We start from the raw sequence: 25,118 nt of genomic DNA on the forward strand, positions 1-25,118 counted from the left end.
CGTTTTTTATATAATTCCCATTAAATAGAGCTGTCGAAAAATAGGTATATTACAATCTATTATTCCCACTCAATGGTTGCAGGCGGTTTTGAGCTGATGTCATAAACTACTCTATTAACCCCTTTTACTTTATTGATAATATCGTTTGACACTTTCATCAAGAAATCATAAGGCAAATGTACCCAGTCTGCAGTCATTCCGTCTGTAGATTCTACTGCACGAAGCGCAACCACTTTTTCGTAAGTACGCTCATCACCCATTACTCCAACGCTGTTCACTGGAAGCAAAATCGCTCCTGCTTGCCAAACTTTGTCATACAATCCCCAAGATTTCAGTCCGTCGATAAAAACTTTATCCACGTCTTGCAAGATTTGTACTTTTTCCAAGGTAATATCTCCTAAAATACGGATGGACAATCCAGGTCCCGGAAAAGGATGTCTTCCCAACAATTCTGGATCAATTCCTAAAGTTGCTCCCACTCTACGCACTTCATCTTTGAAAAGCATGCGCAAAGGTTCTACCACTTTCAATTTCATGTAATCCGGCAATCCACCCACATTATGGTGCGATTTGATGGTTGCCGATGGTCCTTTTACAGAAACCGATTCTATTACGTCAGGATAAATGGTTCCTTGAGCCAACCAAGTAACGTCTTCTATGCGATGTGATTCAACATCAAAAACTTCGATAAATGCGTTACCAATGGCTTTTCTTTTTAATTCCGGATCAGTAACTCCAGCCAAGGCATCGTAAAAACGTTGCGAAGCATCTACTCCTTTCACGTTCAAGCCCATTCCTTCGTATTGATCTAAAACAGACTGGAATTCATTTTTGCGAAGCAATCCGTTGTTCACGAAAATACAATACAGGTTTTTACCAATTGCTTTGTTCAATAAAACCGCAGCCACAGTTGAATCTACTCCTCCTGAAAGACCTAAAACAACTTTGTCGTTTCCGATTTTTTCTTTCATTTCAGCCACGATTTCTTCAACGAAAGCGCCTGGCGTAAAATTCTGGGGAACGTGGGCGATTTTTACCAAGAAATTCTCCAACATTTTTGATCCATCTGTCGAGTGAAAAACTTCTGGATGGTATTGAATCGCATAAGTCGTTTCACCTTCTATTTTGTAAGCAGCAAATTCCACATCGTGAGTACTTGCCAATTTTACTGCATTAGTTGGTAACGCCTTGATACTATCGCTATGACTCATCCAAACCTGGCTATTTTCAGAAACACCTTCAAAGAAAGTTTCGTCTTCTTTAATATAGGATAAATTAGCTCTACCGTATTCTCTTGTATTGGATGCAGCAACTTCACCACCACTAAAATGGGCTAAATATTGCGCTCCGTAACAAACGGCAAGTATGGGTAGTTTACCCCTGATTTGGGATAAATCTGGATGTGGCGCATCTTCTCCTCTAACAGAAAAAGGGCTTCCTCCAAGAATTACCGCTTTATAACTTGATAAATCACTCGGAAAATGATTGTAAGGAAAAATTTCGCAGAATATATTTAATTCGCGAACTCTTCGAGCAATAAGCTGTGTGTATTGCGATCCGAAATCTAAAATAAGTACGTTGTGTTGCATTCGGCAAAAATACTTTATATAATTGGGATTGAAAAATCGAAATTTGAAAAAATTTAAATTACTCTTTAATAACTATTAATTTAATTTTGGTTCCAAGTGCTAAATTATTCCAATACTCGTCGGTCATCGGTTTAGCTTTGTCGTCAATAACGTGTATTTCTGCCGTATTCCCGCCAGAAGTTCCCTGGCTTGCCACAACAAACTCTATATTGTTTATCCCCTTTACCAAAGGAATTTTAAATTCATCCAATTGAGAATACAAGTACAGTTGGGATTGTATTAATACATCATTCAAATAGACATTAATCAAATCCCCGTCAATTTGAATATAATCCCTGTATTTAACCACCAAGAATTCCGATTTGGTTTTATAATCTCCCAAATATCTATCCTTTCTATCCAATGAGCTATAGTCCTCTTTCAATCCTTCGCGAACCATTGTTTTTTCCAAATCCTTGGTCATTTTGTCTTGATAAACATCGCCCAGCTTGTGTTCGAATCTATTTTTTGGAGTCATTGAAAAATGATTCTCGGCAGTACCAATTTCAAATGCATTATTAGGTTTGGGTTTTGTGCCATAAATGTTCGTTTCCTTGAATACATTGGGAGCAACGATTTTTGGGATGTTCAATTTGGGCAAATTCGTCGGTGGCTTGATGTCGGTTTTGGGTTTTGCAGTTGTAGTCTGGGGCTTGATGGGCCTGAATTTAGTGTTGAATTCAGCTTGCCCAAAGGCTTTTGAGCTAATGCCAAGTATAAGAATAAAAAAAAGAATTCTGTTCATGTCGTTTTTTCTATTGATGACTCAATATCTAAAAAATCCAAAAATAATGGAAATCAATTATCAAAAGTCACAAAAATAACATAAAATAACTTTCTGGATTTTATTTTCGGAATGGAAAACCTGAATCATAAAAAATATCTCTTTTATTCTTTAACCAATATAATGGTGGCTTTATAACCCGTTCCCACATTCCATTGACTGGAAGAAACTACCACGCCCATCTCATCATAAACCTGGAATTCCGCCGTATTGGGTGACGCAAAACCTTCGTTCAAAGCTTCAAAATCAATTCTGTTGACACCTTTTTCCAATTTAATCTTGAATCCTTTAGATTCTCCATCCATGACAATTTCCGGCTCGATTACTTTACCGTTCAAATGTACTTTTATCTTGTCGCCATCCACAAAAGCGGCATCCCGATAGCGTATGGTCGAGGTAAATGTCTTGATTTTGAAACTTCCCAAATATTGGTTTTTTCTATAAAAAACACCTTCCGAATTATTCTCTTTTTTATATAAGTTGCCGTCTTTAAAAAGCTCCTCGGGATTGACCTGCAAGGAATCCGGTTTTTTGACAACGGCTGGCGGCGTTTCTTTTGGCGAAACTTCATTTGGAGGAACCTCTTCTTTAACTTTTGGTTTTTTGGCCGGAATGGGTTTGAACTTGGTATCAAATTCATTCTGTGCATACCCATTTAAAGATATTGCCAATACCATAACAAAAAACAAAATTCTTTTCATCTGACTTAAATATTAGTGAATCCACGCAAACGGATTGATTAAACTCTCTATATATAACATTCAATTATGGAATTTATTACATAATTGAGAATTTTGTTCCTCCAAAATCAATTCTCGACAATTAATCCTTTAGAATGAAAAATTTGCATAATTTCTTGTCTAAATTTTTATAAATTGCAGCACTAAAACAAAAACCGGAGTTGAATTTCAACTCGTTTAAAATCAATACAAAAACAATTAAAATGAAAAGAGAAAACATCTTGACGGGTTCTCCATGGGAAGACAAAATGGGATATTGTCGTGCGGTTCGCATTGGAAATATCATTGAAGTATCAGGAACTGTTGCCATTGTGGATGGTGAAAAAGTGAAAGCCGATGATGCTCATGCACAAACGCTAAACATTCTGGAAAGAATAGAAAAAGTATTGGAAGACTTGAATGTGGGAATGAAAGACGTGATTCGTACTCGAATTTTCACTACCGAAATCACTTCTTTTGAAGATGTTGCCAGAGCGCACGCCACTTTTTTCAAAGACATCAAACCTGCAACCGGTTTTTATGAAGTAAGCAAATTGGTAGCTCCAGAATATTTGGTGGAAATAGAATTTACGGCTATCGCTGCTGAATAATTAAAAAATAGGCCACGAATTACACAAATTGTCACAAATTATATTCAATTTAAAAATCGAATTGTCACGAATTTTATCTGTTTTTAAAATTTGTGGAATTAGAACAGATTATTTTTCGTGTAAATTTGTGTAATTAGTGGCTAAAAAACCTTAAATGAACCTAAAAAACACAATCCTTATTTCCCTCAAATGGATTTTCATTTGTGTTTTGACAGGCATTTTTTCGGGTTCCGCTTCGGCCTTTTTTTTGGTGTCCCTGGAGTGGGTTACCCAATTTAGGGAACACAACAATTGGATTATTTGGCTATTGCCCATCGGTGGACTTTACATCGGATGGCTTTATCATCAATATGGGGCAACTGTAGTGAAAGGCAATAATTTATTGCTGGAAGAATACGAAAATCCAAAAAATACCATTCCGTTCAAAATGGCTCCGATGGTGTTTCTTACCACATTAATCACCCATCTTTTTGGAGGTTCTGCAGGTCGCGAAGGCACGGCAGTACAAATGGGAGGAGCAATCGCGGACCAATTTTCAAGACTGTCATCTCGAGCGAAGTCGAGAGACAAACTCGACAATTCCGACAGAAAAACACTGATCATTCTCGGTATCAGTGCGGGTTTTGCTTCGGTTTTTGGAACACCTTTGGCGGGAGCCTTATTTGCCTTGGAGGTTTTGTATTTCAGTAAAATCAGCATCAAGAGTATTGTTCTTTCCTTTTTGGCAGCTTATGTTGCCTATTTCACCGTTGCATTTTGGCAAGTATCACACACGCATTACCATATTCCGGTCGTGCCTGAAATGACGCTTCAAGTTATCCCCTGGATAATAGTGGCAAGTATTGCATTCGGTTTGGCGGCCATGCTTTTTTCCAGAACTACCCATTTTTGGGGAAGGTTATTTGCAAAAACCATAGATTTTCCACCCTTGCGTCCGTTTGTGGGAGGACTTGTTTTAGTCATTGCCATTTACTTGACAGGAACCACGAAATACATTGGTTTGGGAGTTCCCTCCATCGTCGATTCCTTCTCGAATCCAAATCAATCCCACGATTTTCTGCTCAAAATACTGTTTACTGGTTTCACGCTTGGAGCTGGATTTAAAGGAGGCGAAGTAACACCGCTTTTCTTCATTGGCGCCACGTTGGGAAGTGCTTTATCGCTTATCATTCCTTTGCCCATCGCACTTTTGGCAGGAATGGGATTCGTGGCCGTTTTTTCGGGAGCCACCCATACTCCTATCGCTTGCACCGTTATGGGAATGGAACTTTTTGGTTGGCAAAGTGGCATATTCATTGGCATTGCCTGCTTGATTGCTTATTTTGCTTCAGGTTCCATTGGTATTTATCATTCGCAAATTGTAAAAGGAGCCAAATATCGTTTGTACCAACGGTTTAAAAGAAAAGATTTGGAGGATTTTTAGTTTTTTTAAAAGTTTGTTAAATCTATAAATGTTTCGAAGATTACATTAAAAAAATGTAAATTCGCAAACTATGAAAGAACAAGAAATTCAAGCAATACAGCAGTTGTTGTCAACTCCAAAAAAAATTGCCATCATCCCGCATCGTAGTCCCGACGGTGATGCAATGGGTTCAACCCTTGGTTTATACCATTTTTTATTAAAAAACAACCACCAACCCGTCGTGGTTTCTCCCAACGAATTTCCCGACTTTTTGGCTTGGATGCCAGGCTCGGAAACCGTTAAAATATTCGAAAAAGACAAAAAAAACTGCACCAAAGTCCTGGAAGAAGCCGATCTGGTTTTCACGCTTGATTTTAATGCCTTGCACCGTGTGGGCGAAATGGAAAACGTGCTCAACAAGCTGACGGTTCCTTTCGTGATGATTGACCACCATCAATCGCCGGATGATTATGCGGTGGTAACTTATTCCGATACCGCTTTTGGTTCCACTTGCGAAATGTTGCATAATTTCATTTGTTTCCTTGGCAAAAAATCAGACATCGACAAAACCATTGGCACCTGCATTTATACAGGAATATTGACCGATTCCGGGTCTTTTCGTTTTCCAAAAACAACTGGAACAACCCATAGAATTATTGCAGATTTAATTGATTTGGGTGTCGAAAACACCGAAATTCCAACACTGCTTTACGACAACAGTTCATATGGCAGATTGCAATTGCTGGGCAAGGCACTCCAAAATATGCAGGTTTTGGCCAATCATAAAACAGCTTATACCACGTTAACACAAGAAGAGTTAGACTTTTTCAATCACGTAAAAGGCGACACCGAAGGCATTGTCAATTATGGATTAAGCATAAAAGGCATCGTTTTTACGGCTATTTTCATCGAAAATGCAGAAGAGAAAATCATCAAGATTTCATTCCGTTCCCAAGGTGATTTTGACGTGAATCTTTTTGCAAGAGAACATTTTAACGGCGGAGGCCATCGCAATGCCGCTGGAGGAAAATCGGAATTGTCGATGGAAGATACCGTTAATAAATTCGAAGATTTGGTAAACAAACTTAAAATATAAAACAGCATGAAATATCCTAAACTCATCCTTTTGGCAGGCTTGGTTTCTATAGCAGTGTCCAGTTGCAAACAAAGTCAAGAAGCCCGAAGACCGATTTCCCAAGCATCGGGAACTTTCATGAAAAAATCGGTAGAGCGAAACAAGAAGTTGATTGCTGGTGAAGAAGGACAAATCGATTCCCTGATCAAAAGCAACCCCAAGATAAAATACATGGCTTCTACAAAAGGATATTGGTACACTTATGTTGTTCAAAACATACAAGATACCTTGACTCCCAAAAAAGGGGATGTTGCCTTTTTTGATTACGAAATAAAGGATTTGAAAGGAAACATCATTTATTCCGAACTCGAATTAAGACCCCAAACCTATGCCGTTGACAAACAAAACATCATGTCCGGTTTGCGGGAAGGCATCAAATTGATGCACAAAAAAGAAAAAATAATTTTTCTTTTTCCGTCACACATCGCTTACGGTTTTCATGGCGACGACAAGAGAATTGGTCACAACCAGCCTTTGATGTGTACCGTTACCCTGCATAATTTCATATCGGAAGCAGCCTTCAAAAAAGAAATCTTGCTCAAGGCCGCCGCCGCTGCGGAGCAAGCCCAAAAAACAACTGTAACCCAACCAAAAGACACTGTAACCAATTAAGAAAATAATTTAAAAAATGAAAAAAAGCATACTATTACTATTCATTCTGGCAGCCTTATTGCAATCCTGTAAAAAAGAAGAAAAAAACAATCTTCCAGACGGATTATACGCCCAAATTGAAACGAATAAAGGGAACATAATCGTGCAATTGGATTACGAAAAAACGCCTGTTACCGTGGCCAACTTCGTGACATTGGCCGAAGGAAAAAACGAGTTTATCACCGACGAAAACCTCAAAAACAAACCTTTTTACGATGGCTTGAAATTTCACAGGGTAATTGCCAATTTCATGATTCAAGCCGGAGACCCTTTGGGAACAGGTTCTGGGGATACCGGTTATAAATTCAAGGACGAAATTACCGATATGCGTTTTGACAAAGGAGGCGTTTTGGCCATGGCCAACAATGGCCCCACAACCAACAGCAGCCAATTTTTCATCACGCATCTAGAAACGCCATGGCTAGACGGAAAACACACCATCTTTGGTCATGTAGTGGAAAATGGAATGGAAACGGTCAATAAAATTGTTCAAGACGACAACATCAAAACCATAACCATCATTAGAAACGGTGAAGCCGCCAAAAAGTTTGATGCCGTAAAAACCTTCCGTGACTATTTTGCCCAAGAAGCTGAAAACCAAAAGAAATACAAAATCGTTGCCGAACAAAAAGTGGCATCGCTAGCCGCCTTGAAAGCCCAAGCCATAAAAGCGCCTTCTGGATTAGAATATGTGATAACCAAAAAAGCGGGCGGCAAGAAACCTGCAAATGGTGCCAATATTTACATTCATTATTCCGGTTTTCTGGAAAACGGAACCTTATTTGATTCGAGTGTCGAAGAAGTTGTAAAAGCTTTTGGAAAATATGACCAAAACAAGGCTGCCCAAAACGGATACCAGCCCATTCCTTTTCAAGCAGGACAAAAAGAAGGCTTGATTCCAGGTTTTATAGAAGGAATCGAGAAATTATCATTTGGAGACAAAGCCACACTTTTTATCCCTTCAAAATTGGGTTATGGTGAAGCTGGAGCCGGTACCGTAATTCCTCCGAATGCCAACATTATTTTTGAAATAGAACTATTGGAAAATTTACCACAATAAATCATTAAAAAACTGACCTTAATTTAGACTGAAATGAAAGCTAAAATCTTATTATTGTTGTTCTTGGGAATGCTGAACATGCAAGCGCAAACTGCCAAAAAACCGGTTGCAACCAAAAAACCAACAGCAACCGCGAAGACAACAACAAAGGCAACTCCAAAAAAAACAGAGAATACCGATGGTATTTTTGCCACGATTGCCACCAATAAAGGAACTATCGTTGTTCAATTGGAATATCAAAAAACGCCTGTTACCGTAGCTAACTTTGTATCCTTGATTGAAGGAAAAAACACTTTTGTGACCAACGAAAAACTAAAAGGAAAACCCTTTTACGATGGATTGAAATTTCACCGTGTAATCGCCGATTTCATGATTCAGGGAGGAGATCCTTTCGGAAATGGTTCCGGCGGTCCAGGTTATTCTTTCAAAGACGAATTCACGGACTTGAAATTTGACAAAGGCGGAATTTTGGCCATGGCCAATTCTGGTCCAGCCACCAATGGAAGCCAATTTTTCATTACCCACAAAGACACGCCTTGGTTAACCGGAGCACATACCATTTTTGGCCACGTTGTAAAAGGAATGGACATTGTCAACTTGATTGCCCAAGACGATGTAATCCTCAAGGTTACCATCACCCGAAAAGGAGCTTTGGCCCAAGCCTTTGATGCGCCTAAAGTATTCTCCGATTATTTTTTAAATAAAGATGAAGACGCCAAAAAACAAGCCGCCATTAATGAAGAAAACAAAAAAAAGCAGGCCGCAGCCCAAGCAGAAGCCCAAAAGATGTATCTCCAAAAATATGATGGTGTCATCAAGGCAAAAGCAGCTTACATAGCCAAAACCAAAGCCGTTGCAACCCAAACAGCCTCTGGATTGTCTTATCAAATAACGCAAAAAGGAACTGGAGTAAAACCGGCGGATGGAACTATGGTCTACTTTAACTATGCAGGGTATTTTGAAGACGGAACTTTGTTTGACAGCAGCTACGAAGACGTTTGCAAAGCCTATGGAAAATACGACGCCAACAGGGCTGCCCAAAATGGATACAAACCCTACCCTATCGAAATTGGAAAAAAAGGCAGCATGATTCCTGGATTTCTGGAAGGATTAAGTTTAATGTCTTATGGAGACAAAGCCATCATTTTTATACCTTCCAATCTTGCTTATGGCGAAAGTGGTGCCGGTGGCGTGATTCCTCCTAATGCAACTCTCATCTTTGAGGTTGAAATGACCGAAATCAACCCAACCACCAAACAATTTTCGGAGGCAGTTCCCACTAAATCCAAACAATAATATATTGACCACATTATCCAAAAAAAAGGGATTTACATTTACGTAAATCCCTTTTTTGATTGAATGACTTCATGTTTTAGAAAACCCTATTTCTTGAATTTCCAATCGAATTCGTCCTTGGCATTGATGATGGCGCCAATTTCAAATTTCACGACCTCATCAAATTCCGTTTGCAGAATAATCCAGTTGTCTTCGTTGAAATAGTTTTCGAAAGTATCGAAATCTTCCTCGGTAAATTTGGTGATTCCTTTTGTGGCCAATTCTTTCTTGACATCATTTATTTTTTTTCCAATGATTTTATTCCCGAACAACTCCAAGTCTGGACTCGAAGCCACGATATAACCCAGTTTCAATTCTTCTTCCTGATAGAACGTCAAGCGCATTTTTAAGGCATTGTAGGCAAAAATAACATTGTCGTCTTCGTCCTTGTAATTTCTATTTGGTTTTCCGTAAAGAGCAGTGACATCATTTTGTTTCATTCCGAAAAGGAGCTTGTCGATTCCGTTTTTAAGATTTATTTTCATATCGTAATTTTTACCGTAAAGTTCGCAAAGTTTTAGGCAAAGTGAACAATGTTTTTGATTTTAAAAAAATCCTTGTTTTAATCAATAAAAAATCACAGAAACCTGTTCCCATATTAGTACGAAAAGTTTGCAACAAATAAAGTCTCTTTAAATGATTCGTAAAGAATTATTTATATATTTGAGTCTAAATATTGTGTGCTGTTTATCACACATATCTATCCCAAAAAAGGTGGCTTTGTATGACAAACGTCATACAAATAAATGAGTTGGTGGCAATTAAAAATACGACCTACACAAAAAATTTAATAGATGCAGTTTAATATCATAATCGACACTCTTGATAAGTTTGCAAGAGAAAATACATTTTTATCAATGATGATACTAGCAATACTTGGAAATTTGCTATATGATATTTTTAAGAAACTTATGTATTACACTGCTGTTTCAACTAAAAATGCTACAAAATCAACAGGTAAAGTCATATCAAAATGGAACAGGAAAAACATTGAGTATTTAATAAAGAATTATAAAGAGGATATAATTAAGGTAGAAAAGGTAAAAAATAATGAACAAGTGATGTATTACGAATTACTTCACGATCTCCACCATAATCTTTTAATGTTTTTCACAATTCTTATTTTGTATTTTATTGTTTTAAAACTAGACAATCCTATTTTGTTTTATGGGTTATTAGGTGCAAGTTCAAGGTATCTTATTTCTATATTTGCCTCAATATATTACAGGAATACTCTTTTTGAAAATGCTCGAAATTTTGACAAGTACAAACTGAAAAAAGAAAAACGTATTCTACTACTTGAAAAGATTCTTTAAAGGTAAAACTGCTAGTAACAAGATATAGATTATCCCGATAGCGCGGATTTAAACAAAAAAGTCAAAGTTGGCTGAAATATTTAGAAACACTTACCAAAAAAAGTCAATGAAGAAACTTATTATAACACCTTTTTTAATTGTTATTGGGGCATTGGAAATATTACTTTTAATTATGAGTGTATATTTCCTTTTAATAGATAATAATGGAGGAAAAGCGTTAGGAGGAGCAATTGCTTTTATTGGATTTATTATTTTTATAGTCATCATACTAATTGAACAATCGATTCTAAATTTTAGAAAATTTAATAAAGAAAAAGTATGGCTTCTTGAATCTGTAATTTTAATTATAGTAGCAATTTACATCTATTTAAACGGAATATCTATCGGATAAATAAACCCGATAGCGCGGATTTGCACACGAGCGAAGCGAACTGACGAAGTAATCCGTACCCACAAGAGAAAGCAAACAGAACGTTATAGCTAATCTTTCAAAGTTTACACAAAAAAATAGATTATGGAAAAATTAATAAATGATTTTAGTATTAGTTTGTTCTTATGGCAAACATTCCTTTTTGTATCACTAATTGTTGTGGTATATTTTATAGTTAAGTTGTATAAAAAAGTGATGCGATATTTGGATAACAAGTCCAAAGCAACTGAATAGACAAAACCCGATAGCGATCATTGTAGCAGGCAACTTCTCTAATTTTAATGTTTATTATTAGTAACTAAAATTATGGACAAGGAAACCTCTAAAGACTCTCTATTTATCGAGACCACAATTCATGCTTCGGTTGAAAAAGTGTGGGAAGCATGGACTGAACCTAGCGTCATAATGAACTGGTTTGGATCTGATCCCAAAGGGAAAGTATTAAATGCGAAATTAGATGTTAGGCCAGGCGGTAGTTTTGAAGTAACATTTAAAGATGCCGACCAAACCGAGCATACTTGTAGTGGCATTTATTCCGAGATTGAAAAATTAAGCAAGCTAACATTTACCTGGCATTGGAAAAGCGAACCCAGCGTAGAATCTTTTGTTGTTTTGTTGCTTACTGAAGAGGGTAAATCAACGAAAATGCAGTTTGAACACATAAATTTTGGAAACGGTTCAAAACACGACTATATAAAAGGATGGCAAAGTACTTTCTTGAAACTTGCACAACTATTAGAGGATAATCCTTAAAATCCCGATAGCACGGATTTGCACACGAGAGAAGCGAACTGACGAAGTAATCCGTACCCACAAGAGAAAGCAAACTAAAATATCTGTTGGAAAAGAAGTAATCCAAAAACAAAAAGGCAGTCCGTTGCCGAACCACCTTTTTAAAACATACAATACGACTTTAAAATTAATCCAAATCAAAGCGATCCAATTCCATCACTTTGTTCCAAGCCGCCACGAAATCCTTCACGAACTGTTCTTGGGAATCGGAGCATCCATAAACCTCGGCTAGAGCCCGAAGTTCCGAGTTGGAACCAAAGACAAGATCGACTCGAGTTCCCGTCCACTTGAGTTGTCCTGTGGCACGATCACGCCCTTCGAACACGTCTTGAGAGTCCGAAGAAGGTTTCCAGGTCGTGTTCAAATCAAGTAAATTCACGAAAAAGTCGTTGGTCAGGGTCTCCGGTCTTTTGGTGAACACTCCATTTTTAGACCCATCGAAGTTGGCGTTCAACACACGCAAACCGCCAACAAGAACCGTCAATTCGGGCGGAGTCAACGTCAATAGTTGTGCTTTGTCCACCAACATTTCTTCTGCCGAAACCGTGTATTGGGTTTTTATGTAGTTGCGGAAACCATCCGCTTCCGGTTCGAGGACGGCAAAAGATTCCACGTCAGTCAGCTCTTGCGTAGTATCGCCTCTTCCAGGCGTGAAAGGAACAATTGTATTTTGACCCGCTAGCTGTGCTGCCCTCTCGATTCCTGTACCTCCAGCCAAAATGATCAAGTCGGCCAAAGAGAGTTTTTTTCCTCCAGTCTGGGCATCATTGAATTCCGATTGAATATCTTTCAGTGTTGCCAATACCTTTGCCAATTGGGCTGGATTGTTGACTTTCCAATCTTTTTGTGGAGCCAATTGAATGCGGGCACCATTCGCACCACCTCTTTTGTCGGAACCACGGAAAGTGGATGCCGAAGCCCAAGCCGTGGACACCAATTGGGACACGGACAATCCCGAAGCCAATATTTTAGATTTCAATCCAGCAATGTCTTTTTCGTCTATTAATCGATATGTGACAGCCGGAACAGGGTCTTGCCAAATGAGTTCCTCTTGAGGCACTTCAGAACCTAGATAACGCACAATAGGGCCCATATCACGGTGTGTCAACTTGAACCAGGCACGAGCAAATGCATCGGCAAACTCGTCAGGATGGGTATGGAAGTGTCTGGAAATTTTTTCATAAACGGGATCTGCCCTCAAGGCGAGATCTGCAGTAAGCATCGTTGGTGCATGACGCTTTGACGCATTATGGGCATCCGGAACCGTTCCGGAACCCGCGCCTGCTTTTGGTTTCCACTGATGGGCACCTGCAGGGCTTTTGCTTAGCTCCCATTCGAATCCAAACAGATTTTCGAAATAGTTGTTGCTCCATTTAGTGGGCGTGGTCGTCCAAGCACCTTCGAGACCGCTGCTGATGGTGTCTTCTCCGTGACCGCTTCCAAAAGTGTTTTTCCAGCCAAGACCTTGCTCCTCAATACCCGCCGCGGCTGGTTCGACACCCACATACTGGTTGGGATCGGCAGCACCGTGGGTTTTACCGAAGGTGTGTCCCCCGGCAATCAGTGCCACGGTTTCTTCGTCATTCATCGCCATTCGGGCAAAAGTCTCGCGAATGTCAATGGCAGACGCCAATGGATCAGGATTTCCGTTGGGCCCTTCCGGATTCACGTAAATCAACCCCATTTGAACGGCTGCAAGAGGGCTTTCCAATTCGCGGTTTCCGGTGTAACGTTTGTCATCCAGCCATTTGCCTTCAGACCCCCAATAAATGTCTTCGTTAGGTTCCCAAACATCGACACGACCGCCACCAAAACCGAATGTCTTTAATCCCATAGATTCCAAGGCACAGTTTCCGGCCAGAATCATCAAGTCGGCCCAAGAGATTTTCTTGCCGTATTTCTGTTTGATGGGCCATAACAGCAAACGAGCCTTGTCTAGATTCACGTTGTCGGGCCAACTGTTGAGTGGCGCAAATCGCTGTGTTCCTGCTCCTCCTCCACCACGACCGTCGGCAATGCGATATGTTCCCGCACTGTGCCAAGCCATTCGAATAAAAAACGGGCCATAATGACCGTAATCAGCAGGCCACCATTCCTGGGAGTCGGTCATCAGGGCAAAAATATCCTGCTTCAAGGCCTTCAAATCAAGGCTCTTGAAAGCCTCGGCATAGTCAAAATTGTCCCCCATCGGATTGGACAAGGAAGAATGTTGGCGCAGCACGCTTAATTTCAATTGGTTGGGCCACCAATCATTGTTTCTGGTGCCCGATCCGGCACTCAGCTTTGAACCTGCTCCCGAAAACGGGCATTTGCTTTCTACGTTGTCTTTGGCAGCTTCCGAAGGGTAGCCATTTTCGTTATTTTCCATAATTATATAATTTTATTTTAAAAATTTTCTATGCTAATTTACCAATAATTTCCTTATCTAAATCATTTTCAGATAGATAAAAACTATGATTCCTGATAAAAATTGCAATGTAAATTAGTTGTCGAAAAAAAATAATTAAAAGATTTCTAGAAAACGGACTTGATTGAAAACCACTAGAGTTTCGCTGCCTATAACAGCACAAGAAATGAAACTCGTGTTGAACTTTTTAGATGACTATCAGTGATTAATACCAAGCTTAAAAAATAGCCGCAGCCCCATCTCTCGACAGGCAGGTCAAAAGATTTACACAGATTTTTCTAATGGCACTTATAAAATCTGTAAAAATTTGTGACCCGAGTCTACAAGACGAACAAGTGAAGCAAAATCAGTGGCAAAAAAATACTGGTAAACTTTACGGATAGGTTTATTTTTTTTTATTGTTGGATTGGAATTTTTAATTTTCTGTTTCCAACCACATCATAAAAAGTTTATACCCAATTGTAAGTATGATGGCCCCGAGAAACAATCCGATGAAACCGTTGAAAATAAATCCTCCGATGGCACCCAAAAATATCACGAGCATGGGTGCAGGTGCATTTCTTCCCAACAAAATGGGTTTTAAAACATTGTCTATCACAAGCGTTATCCCTATCCAAATAGCCAAAACTATGGAAGTTGTTGCATCGGAAACAGAAAACACATAAATGACAACCGGGATTGCGATTGGCCCTATCCCAACCTGGATAATGGCCAGAATTAGACACAAAACCGTCCACAAACCAGCAAAAGGAACTCCTGCCATAAAAAAACCAAGACCTGCCATAGTCGTTTGAATGATGGCAACACCCAAAATTCCCTTAACCACGTTTCGAATGGTAAGCACCGATATTTCGGTAAAATTATCGGCGTTATCACCCACCAATTTTTTAAAAATTTTATGGGTCACCTCTGACGAAGAATCTGCATAAATCAATAAAACACCTGCAATAATTATGGAAACTATAAAAAACAACAGCCCTTTTCCAATACCTGCCAAGGCCAATAACAAGAAAGAACCATATTCTTTTATCTGATCGGAATATTTCACGATGGTTTCCTGCAAATTCTCCGATGCCAATTGCCAAAACTCAACAATTGGTTTTGCAATGGTCGGCCAGTTTGCCGTACTTCCCCCTGGAGGCGGAATCAAAGGTTTGCCTGAATCAAACAATTCACGAAAGTGGTTGATTCCTTCGTAAAGAGAATACATGATCAATCCACTTGGAATTAAAATCAAACTCAACATAATCGAAATCAGCACTATACTCGCCAAAATATTCCTTCCCCTAAAAATTTTAGATAAAAGAACATGGATGGGATAAATGGCAACGGCAATGACTATAGCCCAAATCAAGATTAAAATAAAGGGTCTCAAAATATCAAGACACCACATCAACAGCAATGACAATACACCAAGCCGAATTAGAGTGTCAACTATTTTTTCGAAATTATATGAGCTAGAATTTGTGTTTTGGGATTCCATAAACGGCTGGTTTAGTTATATACTGAAGTAAATATATAAAAAACCGTTAAAAAAGGAAATACATAACTGAAAATTACCGAATAAGTCTTATTAAAATTCTTTTTGCATTTTCAATGCTTTATATTTGTTCAACAAATTTTCTCTTATGGAAGAATGTATCTCTGTTTTTGACATGTTAAAAATTGGCATCGGCCCTTCAAGTTCACACACTCTTGGTCCGTGGCGTGCTGCCGAGCGTTTTCTGGCAGAATTGCGCAACGAAAACCTGATGTATTCCATCAACCGAATAAAAGTGGATTTATACGGTTCCCTTTCCTTGACCGGCAAAGGACACTCCACCGATTTGGCCATATTATTGGGTTTGAGCGGTCAAGATCCCGAAACCATTCCCATAGCAAACATTCCGAAAATTGTAAAATCAATCCAGGACAACAACGAAATCATCCTCGGCAACGAAGTCACGATTCCTTTCCATTTTTTGGAAGACATTGTTTTCAACAAAAATTTTCTTCCATTTCACGCCAATGGGTTGTCTTTTACGGCCTACACTACCGATAAAAAAGAATACACCTCGACTTATTATTCCATCGGTGGTGGATTTGTCGTGGTGGAAGAACGCGTCAATGCCAAAAAGAAAATCGAGATAAAATGCGCCTTTCCATTCCCCATCAACAAAGCCGATGAACTTTTGAATTATACGATCCAGGAAAACAAGAAGATTTCGGAGATTGTGTATGAAAACGAAAAATCGATGCGTCCCGAAGCCGAAATTCACCACGAACTGATGCGAATTTGGAACACGATGCTCGAATGCATGTACATCGGTTGCCATTCCGAAGGGATTCTTCCCGGTGGTCTGCATGTTCGCCGCAGGGCTTTCGACATGCACCAACACCTCATCGGTTTGTCCAATTATGATTCGCCACAAACTTGGCTGGAACAAATTCGCTTGACGGAAGTGAAGTTTCGCCAAATCCTGAAATGGGTGAGTTGCTTTGCCTTGGCCGTAAACGAAGTAAATGCTTCCTTGGGTCGCGTGGTTACGGCTCCAACCAACGGAAGTGCCGGCGTTATTCCAGCCGTTTTAATGTATTATTTGGTTATCGAAAATCACCAGGCCGGCGAAAAGGAAATCAAGCAATTCTTGATGGTGGCCAGCGAGATCGGCAGTATTTTCAAAAAAGGCTCCACCATTTCAGCGGCGATGGGCGGTTGCCAGGCAGAAATTGGCGTATCCTCGGCAATGGCTGCTGCGGCTTTGTGCGAATTGATGGGCGGAACTCCTGCACAAGTGTTGATGGCCGCAGAAATCGCCATGGAGCACCATCTGGGTTTGACCTGTGATCCCATTGGCGGTTTGGTGCAAATTCCATGCATCGAAAGAAACACGATGGGTGCCATAAAAGCCATTCATGCTGCCGAATTGGCCTTGGAAACAGACCCGAAAAACGCAAAAGTCCCTTTGGATAAAGTCATTGACACGATGTGGCAAACCGCCAAAGACATGAACAACAAATACAAGGAAACTTCCGAAGGTGGTTTGGCCGTGGCCGTAAATATGTCGGATTGTTAATTTATTATGCTTAAAAACACTCGATTATCCTATTTCATCCTAATCCTTTTTGTGATTGTATTGGGAATAACATCCCGAAAGATTGATGGCGTTCCACTTTTTTTTGGAGACACTTTATACGCCGTTATGGTTTATTTTGGTGTGCGAATGTTCTTCGTCAATTTAAACGTTAAAAAATCGGCACTACTTGCTTTGGCATTTTGTTTTGGCATTGAATTCCTTCAATTGTATAGAGCCGAATGGATGTTGGCCATCCGAAGAACGACCTTGGGACATTATGTCTTGGGGGAAGGCTTTCTCTGGAGTGATTTGGGGTTTTATACGCTTGGAGTTCTAATGGCGTTTTCGATTGATTCCTATTTTATTAAAAAACAATAATACCCTTCAATTAAATATTGTGGATTGTCAAAAAATGTTTTGCCGCAGTTTACAGTTTTAAATTCTTGATAATACCATTTAGGCCTTAAATTTACCGTGATAAAACAATTTAACTGTACGCGTCAGTTCGAGTGTTTTATTAAAAATGCGATAGCTTTTTTAATAAAATGTATCGAGAACCCTAACACTGTAAGCTTCTCGATACAATTTTGACAGTAAAGCTCTCGCATTACTGTTCAAAATCACTCGAAGAGACGGGGTATTATTTTATTACAGTAAAATCAAAAGTAAAATTGTATAAACTGCAAACTGCAACAGAACACTTACACTTATTTTCTTTCCAATTCCAAGTTTACAATGGGCTGATAAACAAACGGCACTTCTTCAATTTCCACATCGCTTTTGTCCAATCCAAAAGCTCTTGTGTCCGAAAGTGACCAATTTTTGAGCATATAATAAGAGTGCAGCAGCATACTGTCCTTGATCGTGAACTCATTTTCGACAGACAAGAATTTTTCCAAAATAATGAATTTAAAATCAGGTTCCGCATTGTATTTGGTAGAACCATCGGGGCGAATATGCAAATTCAATTCTTTGTTTTTGACCAAATTCTGGACAATTTTCTTGAAATACAACTCCACTTTCGGTTGAATCCTGAAACCAATGTTCAATACAATTTTGATTACTTTATCGTCCAACAATTCGAAAACTTCATAATTCAAGGTAAAAGGATCATTGGTTCTATTGATATGAAAAAACCAGTAAACATCGGCTCTTTTGGGCTTTTTCGAAAAAATGGATTTCAATATTTTTTCTTCTATTTCATAATTTCTGTCCGCCTTCGACAAATAAATCAAATGGGTGGCATACTTGGGAATACTGTCATCATTGCTCAATTCATCCAGTTTTTGGGTGTGTTCCACCAAATTGGTAAACTTCAAAAATCTATTATTGATTTTTCGGGCATAAAACCAAGTGTACATCGTCATGAAAATGAAAAGTTCAAAAAACAAGAACATCCATCGTTCCCTGATTTTTACGACATTTGCAATAAAAAAAGCGATTTCAACAATGACAAAAACAGTTATGATTAAGACTATCAAAATTCGATTCCATTTTTTGATGTAAATCAAATAATAATTTAAAAGAACAGTGGTCATAAGCATCGCAATAGTTATGGAAAAACCATAAGCCGCCTCCATATTGGAAGAATTTTTAAAATATAAAATCATCAAAATACAGCCAATCCATAAAATTGTATTTATGGACGGAATATAGATTTGTCCTTTCAAATTGGTTGGATTTCTCATTCCGACACGTGGCCAAAAATTGAGCGACATTGCTTCATTTATCAACGTATACGAACCACTTATCAAGGCTTGGGAAGCAATAATGGCAGCAAAAGTGGCAATAATTACTCCCGAAAGTAAAAACCATTGCGGCATAATGGTATAAAAAGGATTTCTTCCTTCAAGAAATGTATTTCCTTGGGTCATCAGCCAGGATGCTTGTCCTAAATAATTCACGACCAAAGCAATTTTGACAAAAATCCAGGTAATCCTGATGTTGTTTTTTCCGCAATGTCCTAAATCAGAATACAAAGCTTCGGCTCCTGTTGTACATAAAAACACTGCTCCCAACAACCAAAAACCGTGTGGATATTCGACCAATAATTCATAGCCATAAACAGGATTTAATGCTTTTAAAATAGAAGGATGTTCCAATATTTGGACAAATCCCAATATAAAAAGCATCGAAAACCAAACCACCATCGCGGGTCCAAAAAAGAAACCCACTTTTTGTGTTCCGAATCGTTGAAAAAAGAACAATGCCGATAAAATAACAATTACAATAGGAAGTATTGGAATCCCCGGAATTACATCTCCTAAACCTTCTACGGCTGAAGCCACGGAAATAGGTGGTGTAATAATTCCGTCTGCCAAAAGCGTTGTCGCTCCGAGAATTGTCGGGATGACCAATTTCCCTTTTCCAAATCGTTTTACCAATGCGTAAAGCGAAAAAACACCTCCTTCACCGTGATTATCCGCCGAAAGCGTCATTAAAACATATTTGAAAGTGGTTTGGAAAGTAAGCGTCCAGAAAATACAGGAAATTCCACCATAGACTAATAATTCGGATATTTCTCTTTCGCCAATAATGGCTTTCATTACATATAGTGGACTCGTTCCAATGTCTCCGTATATGATTCCCAATGCCACTAAAAGAGAGGCTGCTGTTACTTTTTGAATGACTGATTTATTCATTTTATTTTAAATTTTGAATTGAATTTTAGATTATTTTTTGAGCATAGAAATCCTCTTCGCAATGATTTTGTGCATTACAATTGAAATTATTTTTTAAAGAATAGAGTGATTTTTAGCTCGTATTAAAGCGATAGCCCACACCCGATTCCGTGATTATAAATTTTGGACGGTTGGGGTCTTCTTCAATTTTTTTTCGAAGTTGTGCTACGAAAACTCGCAGGTATTGTGTTTGGTCGGAATAGCTGTTGCCCCAAACTTCTTTCAGCAAATAGTGATGCGTCAACACCCTGCCTTCATTCTTTACCAAAATGGAGAGCAGGTTGTATTCCGTTACCGTAAGCTTCAAAATTTCTTCTTTAAATTTCACGATCCTCGAAGTAAAATCAATCGAAACATTTCCAAAACTAACTATGGGTTCATTCTCTTTCTGGACTAAATTTCGCAAAGCAGTCCTGATTCTAGCCAACAATTCCTGTGTCCGAAATGGTTTGGTCAAATAATCATTGGCTCCATTATCAAGAGCTTTGACTATTTCTTCTTCGGTATTTTTTACCGTCAAAATGATGATTGGATTTTTAAACCATTCTCTCAATCGTTTCAAAACGACTTGTCCGTCTTCGTCGGGCAAACCCAGATCCAGAATAATCAAATCGGGTTGATGGTTGGCGACGGCCAATACTCCTTCTTTGGCATTTACGGCAAAAAAAGTCTTGTAACCATTGGAATCCAAAGTAATTTCAAGCAATTTTCGGATTTGAACTTCATCGTCAATGACTAATATTTCCGCTTGATTATTCATTTGAAATTTCTTTAGTATTCATAACTAATGCCGGAAAACCTATCGTAAAAATAGAACCGCCTTCTTCCCTGTTTTCTAATGTTATTTGACCATTTTGCGCTTCTACAAATCCTTTTACAATAGACAAACCCAATCCTGTTCCTCCTGTTTTGGAATTTTGCAACCTGTAAAACTTGTCAAACACTTTGTCGATTTCTTCTTCCGGAAAACCGCTTCCGTCATCGGCAATAGTTATCAGGCAAGGCATAGATTTATCAGGATTGTACTCTAAATCAACATCTGGATTGTATTCGATTTTCACTTCAATTTTCGCTCCTTTTGGTGTGTATTGCGAAGCATTGAAAACTAAATTGTAAATGATTTGCTCCGTCAAGCCATAATCCAATTTGAAAAGCGGTAAATTTTCATCCACATCGACCACAACTTTGTGAAAATGCAAGTCTTCTTTCAAATGATCGAGTACGTTGTATATCAATTCTTTCAAATCACACCAATCCACTTTGGGTTGGACAACTCCCGATTCCAGTCTTGACATATTCAACAAATTCTCCACCTGATGATTCAATCTCAAGGAAGCTTTTTCAATTTCTAAATACAATTGTTGCCTGTTTTTTTCAGAAATGTGAACCGTTTTACTTTGAATGGTATCAATGGCGCCCATAATAGCCGAAATTGGCGTGCGCAATTCGTGTGACAAAGAATCCAGCAAAGCGTTGTACAATTTCATCGTATTGACCCTGACTTCTTTTATTTGCAATCTTTTTTCGGCTTTCCTTATTTTATGCGTCAGGACTCCATTGACAAGCGTAATCATAAAGAACAAAAACAATAATAAAGAATCATCAGGACTATTGATATGAAACGTATAATAAGGTTGTATAAAGAAGAAATTAAGTATCAATGCGCTTAAAACAGCACTCAATAATACGGGAAGAATATCTAATGACATAGCCAATAAAGAAACCACGACCAATAATAAATATCCCACCACTTTATGATCCAAAAAATCTCGGGTAAGCAAACACAGTGAAGCCACAATACCAACTGATAGTAAACAAATCAAGTATTGATTCTTAATTTTTATATGACTTAAAATACTTCTCATGACAATCTCTTATTAACAATACAAAGTTAAATGATATGATGTAAGTATTTTATAATATAACTCGACTTGACATAAAGATTTCATAAAGATTTTTTGATGCTTCGATTTCTATTTTAATTGATTAATTTTACAGCCTTAAATCAGAATTCTAAAATCACAAATCAGAATGTCTACAGCAAAAAAAGATTATAAAAGAATTACCACCAAGTCACTGATTGACATGAAAGCCAATGGAGAAAAAATTTCCATGCTCACGGCTTACGATTATTCGATGGCAAAAATTGTTGATGTCGCAGGTGTTGATGCCATATTGGTGGGCGATTCTGCTTCGAATGTAATGGCGGGTCACGAAACCACTTTGCCCATTACTTTAGACCAAATGATTTATCACGCTTCCAGCGTAGTTCGTGCAGTTTCAAGAGCTTTGGTCGTTGTTGACTTACCTTTTGGAAGCTATCAATCCGATCCCAAAGAAGCCTTGCGTTCTGCCATCAGAATCATGAAGGAAAGCGGTGGACACGCCGTGAAACTGGAAGGCGGAAGCGAAATAAAAGATTCCATCAAAAAAATATTGAATGCCGGAATTCCCGTTATGGGACATTTGGGATTGACGCCGCAATCTATTTATAAATTTGGAACCTACACCGTTCGTGCCAAAGAAGAAGAAGAAGCCGAAAAACTGATGAAAGATGCCAAACTTTTGGAAAAACTAGGTTGTTTTGCCATAGTCATCGAAAAAGTTCCTGCCGAATTAGCCGAAAAAGTAGCCAAAAGCGTTTCGATTCCCATCATCGGAATTGGTGCCGGCGGTGGCGTGGATGGACAGGTTTTGGTCATTCACGACATGTTGGGAATGAACAACGAATTCAGTCCCCGATTTTTGCGTCGTTACATGAATTTATACGAAGGAATGACGACCGCAATTGGCCAGTATGTTGCCGACGTGAAGTCCACCGATTTTCCTAACGAGAAAGAGCAGTATTAACTTTAACAGAAGTCAGCATTTATTCCAAATTGTCTTTTTAACAAAACATTTATATGTCAACAGTTTTTAATACCAGTATTGTCATTCCGTGCTATAACGAAGAAAAAGGGATATCCAACAATGAATATTCCAATTTTTTGAACAACAATCCTGAGGCATTTATTTGTTTTGTAAATGACGGTTCCAAAGACAACACTCTTGGCGTTTTAAATGCTTTAAAAGAAAAACATCCTACCCAAATTGATGTGCTGTCCCTGAAAAAAAATTCCGGAAAAGCAGAAGCTGTCCGAGCTGGAATCAATTATTGCAATACCAACTACAGACATCAATACATAGGTTATCTCGATGCCGATTTGGCAACAACCTTGGAAGAATTTATTGAGCTGCGCAATTATTTGCAAGGCGAAATTGTCTTCAGTTTTGGTTCCAGAATTCGTAAAATTGGTTCCACCATCAAACGGGAAAACAGCCGCTTTTTGATAGGAAGGGTCGTGGCTACTTTTATTTCCAATATTCTGGACATCAAGGTTTACGACACCCAATGTGGATCCAAGCTTTTTACAAAAGAGATTTCGGAAATATTGTTTAAAAAGGAATTCATCTCCAGATGGTTGTTTGACGTGGAAATCTTCTTCCGAATGATTCATCTTTTCGGGAAAGAAAAAGCCATCAAAAAAATGATCGAAGTCCCCTTGAAATTATGGGTTGAAAAAGGAGATTCCAAAGTAAAATTCACTTACGGTATCAAACTCTGGTTTGACTTGTTTGAAATACAAAGAAAATACCAAAAAATAGCCCAAAATTTATCCAATCCAAACTTGCAGTAAATGATTTCAGAAAAGCTCAAAAACAATTCCTATGTGCTATACATTGCCGTAATTGTTCTCGTAATTTTTAGATTGTTGTTGACCATCACTATTCCTTTATTGGATAAAACCGAATCTAGATATGCCGAAATCGCCCGCATTATGTGGGAAACCAACCAATGGATTGTTCCCGAAATAGATTATGGCGTGCCGTTTTGGGCCAAACCACCTTTATCGACTTGGGGATCGGCAGTTAGTTATGTTATTTTTGGCGTCAACGAATTTGCCGCCAGATTTCCCTCATTTTTACTCAGCATCCTCTTGATTGCCATCACGGGAAAAATGGTCAAAAAAGAAGGTCATTCCTTTTATTTACCGGGATTCATCTTGCTGACGATGCCTGAATTCTTGATTCACACAGGTGTTGTTTCAACCGACACGACTTTAGAATTTTGCATTGTGATGATGATGATTTCCTTTTGGAAAACCATGAAAAGTGACACCAAAACCTATTGGAACTACATATTTTTTGTCTTTTTTGGACTTGGATTATTAGCCAAAGGTCCGCTGATAATGGTCTTGACCTTCCCTCCTCTTTTCTTGTGGTGTTGCTTGGACTTCAACAGATTCAAACAACTCTTCTCGAAATTTTCGATTGTAATTGGACTTCTGATTGCGGCCATCATTTCCGTTCCTTGGTATTATTTTGCCGAACAGCGATCGCCAGGTTTTCTGGATTATTTTATTGTTGGCGAACACTACAAACGCTTTTTGGAACCCGGTTGGAAAGGCGATTTATATGGTAGTGGCCACTCACAACCCAAAGGAATGATTTGGGTTTTATTGATTGCTTTTGCTTTTCCGTGGATACAAATCGTGCTGTACAAATTATGGAAAAACAGGGCAACCATTTTCAAAAATGAATGGGCTTCTTTCTTGATTTTATGGGCTTTTTGGACACCCGTGTTTTTCACGATTTCCAGCAACATCCTGCACACTTACCTTCTTCCTACAGCCATTCCAATCATGTTTTTAATCGTGTATTGGTGGGAAGATTTTACCAAAAAGAAAACAATCATCCGCACGGCATTGATTTTTCCAACGGCGGTGTTTATCGCTTATTTTGGGTTCGTTGCCACCGGACAATTGGACAATAAAATGAATTCCGACAAATATCTTTTGGCCAACTTGAAAGCGAAAAACGAAAACCGGGAAATCCCGATTTATTATTGGAAAGACAAAAGTTATTCTGGACAATTTTACACGAATGGAAAAGCAAGGGCAGTTCAAAACGAAAAACAATTGGATTCGGTTTTAAGTTTAAACAAACCATTGTTTTTTGTGTTTCCAAAGAAGAAACAACAGGAAATTCCACAAAAATATTTGGATAGAATGACCTTGACGGAAAGCAATTATAAAACTTCCATTTTTGAACTTAAATAAAAGAAGTCTGTA

At 38.5% G+C, this 25,118-nt stretch carries 23 protein-coding genes; 14 read left to right on the forward strand and 9 right to left on the reverse strand.

Annotated features, from left to right (window positions below):
* Window positions 1-59: 59 nt before the first annotated feature.
* The 3 genes from guaA to BUC16_RS12835 all read right to left on the reverse strand — a co-directional run bounded on the left by guaA (window position 60) and on the right by BUC16_RS12835 (window position 3,113).
* Window positions 60-1,589: a glutamine-hydrolyzing GMP synthase gene (gene guaA / locus BUC16_RS12825; RefSeq protein WP_073371111.1), complete on the reverse strand. Its 1,530-nt coding sequence runs from the start codon at window positions 1,587-1,589 to the stop codon at window positions 60-62.
* Between the two features lie 58 nt (window positions 1,590-1,647).
* Window positions 1,648-2,373, reverse strand: a complete 726-nt coding sequence (locus tag BUC16_RS12830; RefSeq protein ID WP_073371112.1) for a hypothetical protein — start codon at window positions 2,371-2,373, stop codon at window positions 1,648-1,650.
* Between the two features lie 143 nt (window positions 2,374-2,516).
* Complete coding sequence (locus BUC16_RS12835) at window positions 2,517-3,113, reverse strand: hypothetical protein (RefSeq protein WP_073371114.1); 597 nt, start codon at window positions 3,111-3,113, stop codon at window positions 2,517-2,519.
* Between the two features lie 242 nt (window positions 3,114-3,355).
* Between BUC16_RS12835 and BUC16_RS12840 the strand changes: the two genes are divergently transcribed.
* From BUC16_RS12840 to BUC16_RS12865, 6 genes are all read left to right on the forward strand, one after another.
* Window positions 3,356-3,742, forward strand: a complete 387-nt coding sequence (locus tag BUC16_RS12840; protein WP_073371115.1) for a RidA family protein — start codon at window positions 3,356-3,358, stop codon at window positions 3,740-3,742.
* A gap of 154 nt (window positions 3,743-3,896) precedes the next feature.
* A complete protein-coding gene (locus tag BUC16_RS12845) occupies window positions 3,897-5,165 on the forward strand; it encodes a voltage-gated chloride channel family protein (RefSeq protein ID WP_073371117.1) in 1,269 nt (422 codons plus the stop codon).
* 70 nt (window positions 5,166-5,235) lie between these two features.
* Window positions 5,236-6,240, forward strand: a complete 1,005-nt coding sequence (locus BUC16_RS12850) for a DHH family phosphoesterase (RefSeq protein ID WP_073371118.1) — start codon at window positions 5,236-5,238, stop codon at window positions 6,238-6,240.
* 6 nt (window positions 6,241-6,246) lie between these two features.
* Window positions 6,247-6,891, forward strand: a complete 645-nt coding sequence (gene gldI / locus BUC16_RS12855) for a gliding motility-associated peptidyl-prolyl isomerase GldI (RefSeq protein ID WP_073371120.1) — start codon at window positions 6,247-6,249, stop codon at window positions 6,889-6,891.
* Window positions 6,892-6,907: 16 nt separating this feature from the next.
* Window positions 6,908-7,990: a peptidylprolyl isomerase gene (locus BUC16_RS12860; RefSeq protein WP_073371121.1), complete on the forward strand. Its 1,083-nt coding sequence runs from the start codon at window positions 6,908-6,910 to the stop codon at window positions 7,988-7,990.
* A 33-nt stretch (window positions 7,991-8,023) separates the two neighbouring features.
* Window positions 8,024-9,286 (forward strand): peptidylprolyl isomerase, encoded by a 1,263-nt coding sequence (locus tag BUC16_RS12865; RefSeq protein ID WP_073371123.1) that lies wholly within the window; start codon window positions 8,024-8,026, stop codon window positions 9,284-9,286.
* An 86-nt stretch (window positions 9,287-9,372) separates the two neighbouring features.
* Here BUC16_RS12865 and BUC16_RS12870 read toward each other — a convergent pair whose 3' ends face one another.
* Window positions 9,373-9,810 (reverse strand): hypothetical protein, encoded by a 438-nt coding sequence (locus tag BUC16_RS12870; protein WP_073371125.1) that lies wholly within the window; start codon window positions 9,808-9,810, stop codon window positions 9,373-9,375.
* Between the two features lie 309 nt (window positions 9,811-10,119).
* Here BUC16_RS12870 and BUC16_RS12875 point away from each other — a divergent pair, with 309 nt between their 5' ends.
* From BUC16_RS12875 to BUC16_RS12885, 3 genes are all read left to right on the forward strand, one after another.
* A complete protein-coding gene (locus tag BUC16_RS12875) occupies window positions 10,120-10,641 on the forward strand; it encodes a hypothetical protein (RefSeq protein WP_141226154.1) in 522 nt (173 codons plus the stop codon).
* Window positions 10,642-10,747: 106 nt separating this feature from the next.
* The gene (locus BUC16_RS12880; protein ID WP_073371128.1) at window positions 10,748-11,032 is read left to right on the forward strand and encodes a hypothetical protein; all 285 of its coding nucleotides are present in this window, start codon (window positions 10,748-10,750) and stop codon (window positions 11,030-11,032) included.
* Window positions 11,033-11,377: 345 nt separating this feature from the next.
* A complete protein-coding gene (locus BUC16_RS12885) occupies window positions 11,378-11,824 on the forward strand; it encodes an SRPBCC family protein (protein WP_073371129.1) in 447 nt (148 codons plus the stop codon).
* 166 nt (window positions 11,825-11,990) lie between these two features.
* On the opposite strand, the gene katG is transcribed toward BUC16_RS12885, so the two are convergent.
* Both katG and BUC16_RS12895 read right to left on the reverse strand, forming a co-directional pair.
* Window positions 11,991-14,231, reverse strand: a complete 2,241-nt coding sequence (katG, locus tag BUC16_RS12890) for a catalase/peroxidase HPI (protein ID WP_073371131.1) — start codon at window positions 14,229-14,231, stop codon at window positions 11,991-11,993.
* Window positions 14,232-14,685: 454 nt separating this feature from the next.
* The gene (locus BUC16_RS12895; RefSeq protein ID WP_073371133.1) at window positions 14,686-15,753 is read right to left on the reverse strand and encodes an AI-2E family transporter; all 1,068 of its coding nucleotides are present in this window, start codon (window positions 15,751-15,753) and stop codon (window positions 14,686-14,688) included.
* Window positions 15,754-15,898: 145 nt separating this feature from the next.
* On the opposite strand from BUC16_RS12895, the gene BUC16_RS12900 reads away from it, so the two are divergent.
* Complete coding sequence (locus BUC16_RS12900; RefSeq protein WP_073371134.1) at window positions 15,899-17,326, forward strand: L-serine ammonia-lyase; 1,428 nt, start codon at window positions 15,899-15,901, stop codon at window positions 17,324-17,326.
* A gap of 6 nt (window positions 17,327-17,332) precedes the next feature.
* Window positions 17,333-17,704, forward strand: a complete 372-nt coding sequence (locus BUC16_RS12905; RefSeq protein ID WP_073371193.1) for a ribosomal maturation YjgA family protein — start codon at window positions 17,333-17,335, stop codon at window positions 17,702-17,704.
* A gap of 329 nt (window positions 17,705-18,033) precedes the next feature.
* On the opposite strand, the gene BUC16_RS12910 is transcribed toward BUC16_RS12905, so the two are convergent.
* The 3 genes from BUC16_RS12910 to BUC16_RS12920 all read right to left on the reverse strand — a co-directional run bounded on the left by BUC16_RS12910 (window position 18,034) and on the right by BUC16_RS12920 (window position 21,872).
* Window positions 18,034-19,968: a KUP/HAK/KT family potassium transporter gene (locus tag BUC16_RS12910; protein ID WP_073371194.1), complete on the reverse strand. Its 1,935-nt coding sequence runs from the start codon at window positions 19,966-19,968 to the stop codon at window positions 18,034-18,036.
* 112 nt (window positions 19,969-20,080) lie between these two features.
* The gene (locus BUC16_RS12915; protein WP_073371195.1) at window positions 20,081-20,767 is read right to left on the reverse strand and encodes a response regulator; all 687 of its coding nucleotides are present in this window, start codon (window positions 20,765-20,767) and stop codon (window positions 20,081-20,083) included.
* Window positions 20,760-21,872, reverse strand: coding sequence for a sensor histidine kinase (locus BUC16_RS12920; protein ID WP_073371196.1), 1,113 nt, complete (start codon window positions 21,870-21,872; stop codon window positions 20,760-20,762). Before BUC16_RS12920 ends, BUC16_RS12915 begins: the two co-directional genes overlap by 8 nt.
* 166 nt (window positions 21,873-22,038) lie before the next feature.
* Between BUC16_RS12920 and panB the strand changes: the two genes are divergently transcribed.
* The 3 genes from panB to BUC16_RS12935 are packed head-to-tail and all read left to right on the forward strand — an operon-like array spanning window position 22,039 to window position 25,106.
* Complete coding sequence (gene panB, locus BUC16_RS12925; RefSeq protein ID WP_073371197.1) at window positions 22,039-22,857, forward strand: 3-methyl-2-oxobutanoate hydroxymethyltransferase; 819 nt, start codon at window positions 22,039-22,041, stop codon at window positions 22,855-22,857.
* A gap of 53 nt (window positions 22,858-22,910) precedes the next feature.
* Entirely contained in the window at window positions 22,911-23,684 is a 774-nt protein-coding gene (locus BUC16_RS12930) for a glycosyltransferase (protein WP_073371198.1), read from the forward strand.
* Window positions 23,685-25,106 carry an ArnT family glycosyltransferase gene (locus BUC16_RS12935; protein ID WP_073371199.1) on the forward strand — a complete coding sequence of 474 codons (1,422 nt, stop codon included), beginning with the start codon at window positions 23,685-23,687 and terminating at the stop codon, window positions 25,104-25,106. It abuts the gene before it with no gap.
* The last annotated feature ends 12 nt before the right edge of the window (window positions 25,107-25,118 follow it).

The organism is Flavobacterium fluvii, assembly GCF_900129545.1.
GTDB classification, from domain to species: Bacteria; Bacteroidota; Bacteroidia; order Flavobacteriales; family Flavobacteriaceae; genus Flavobacterium; species Flavobacterium fluvii.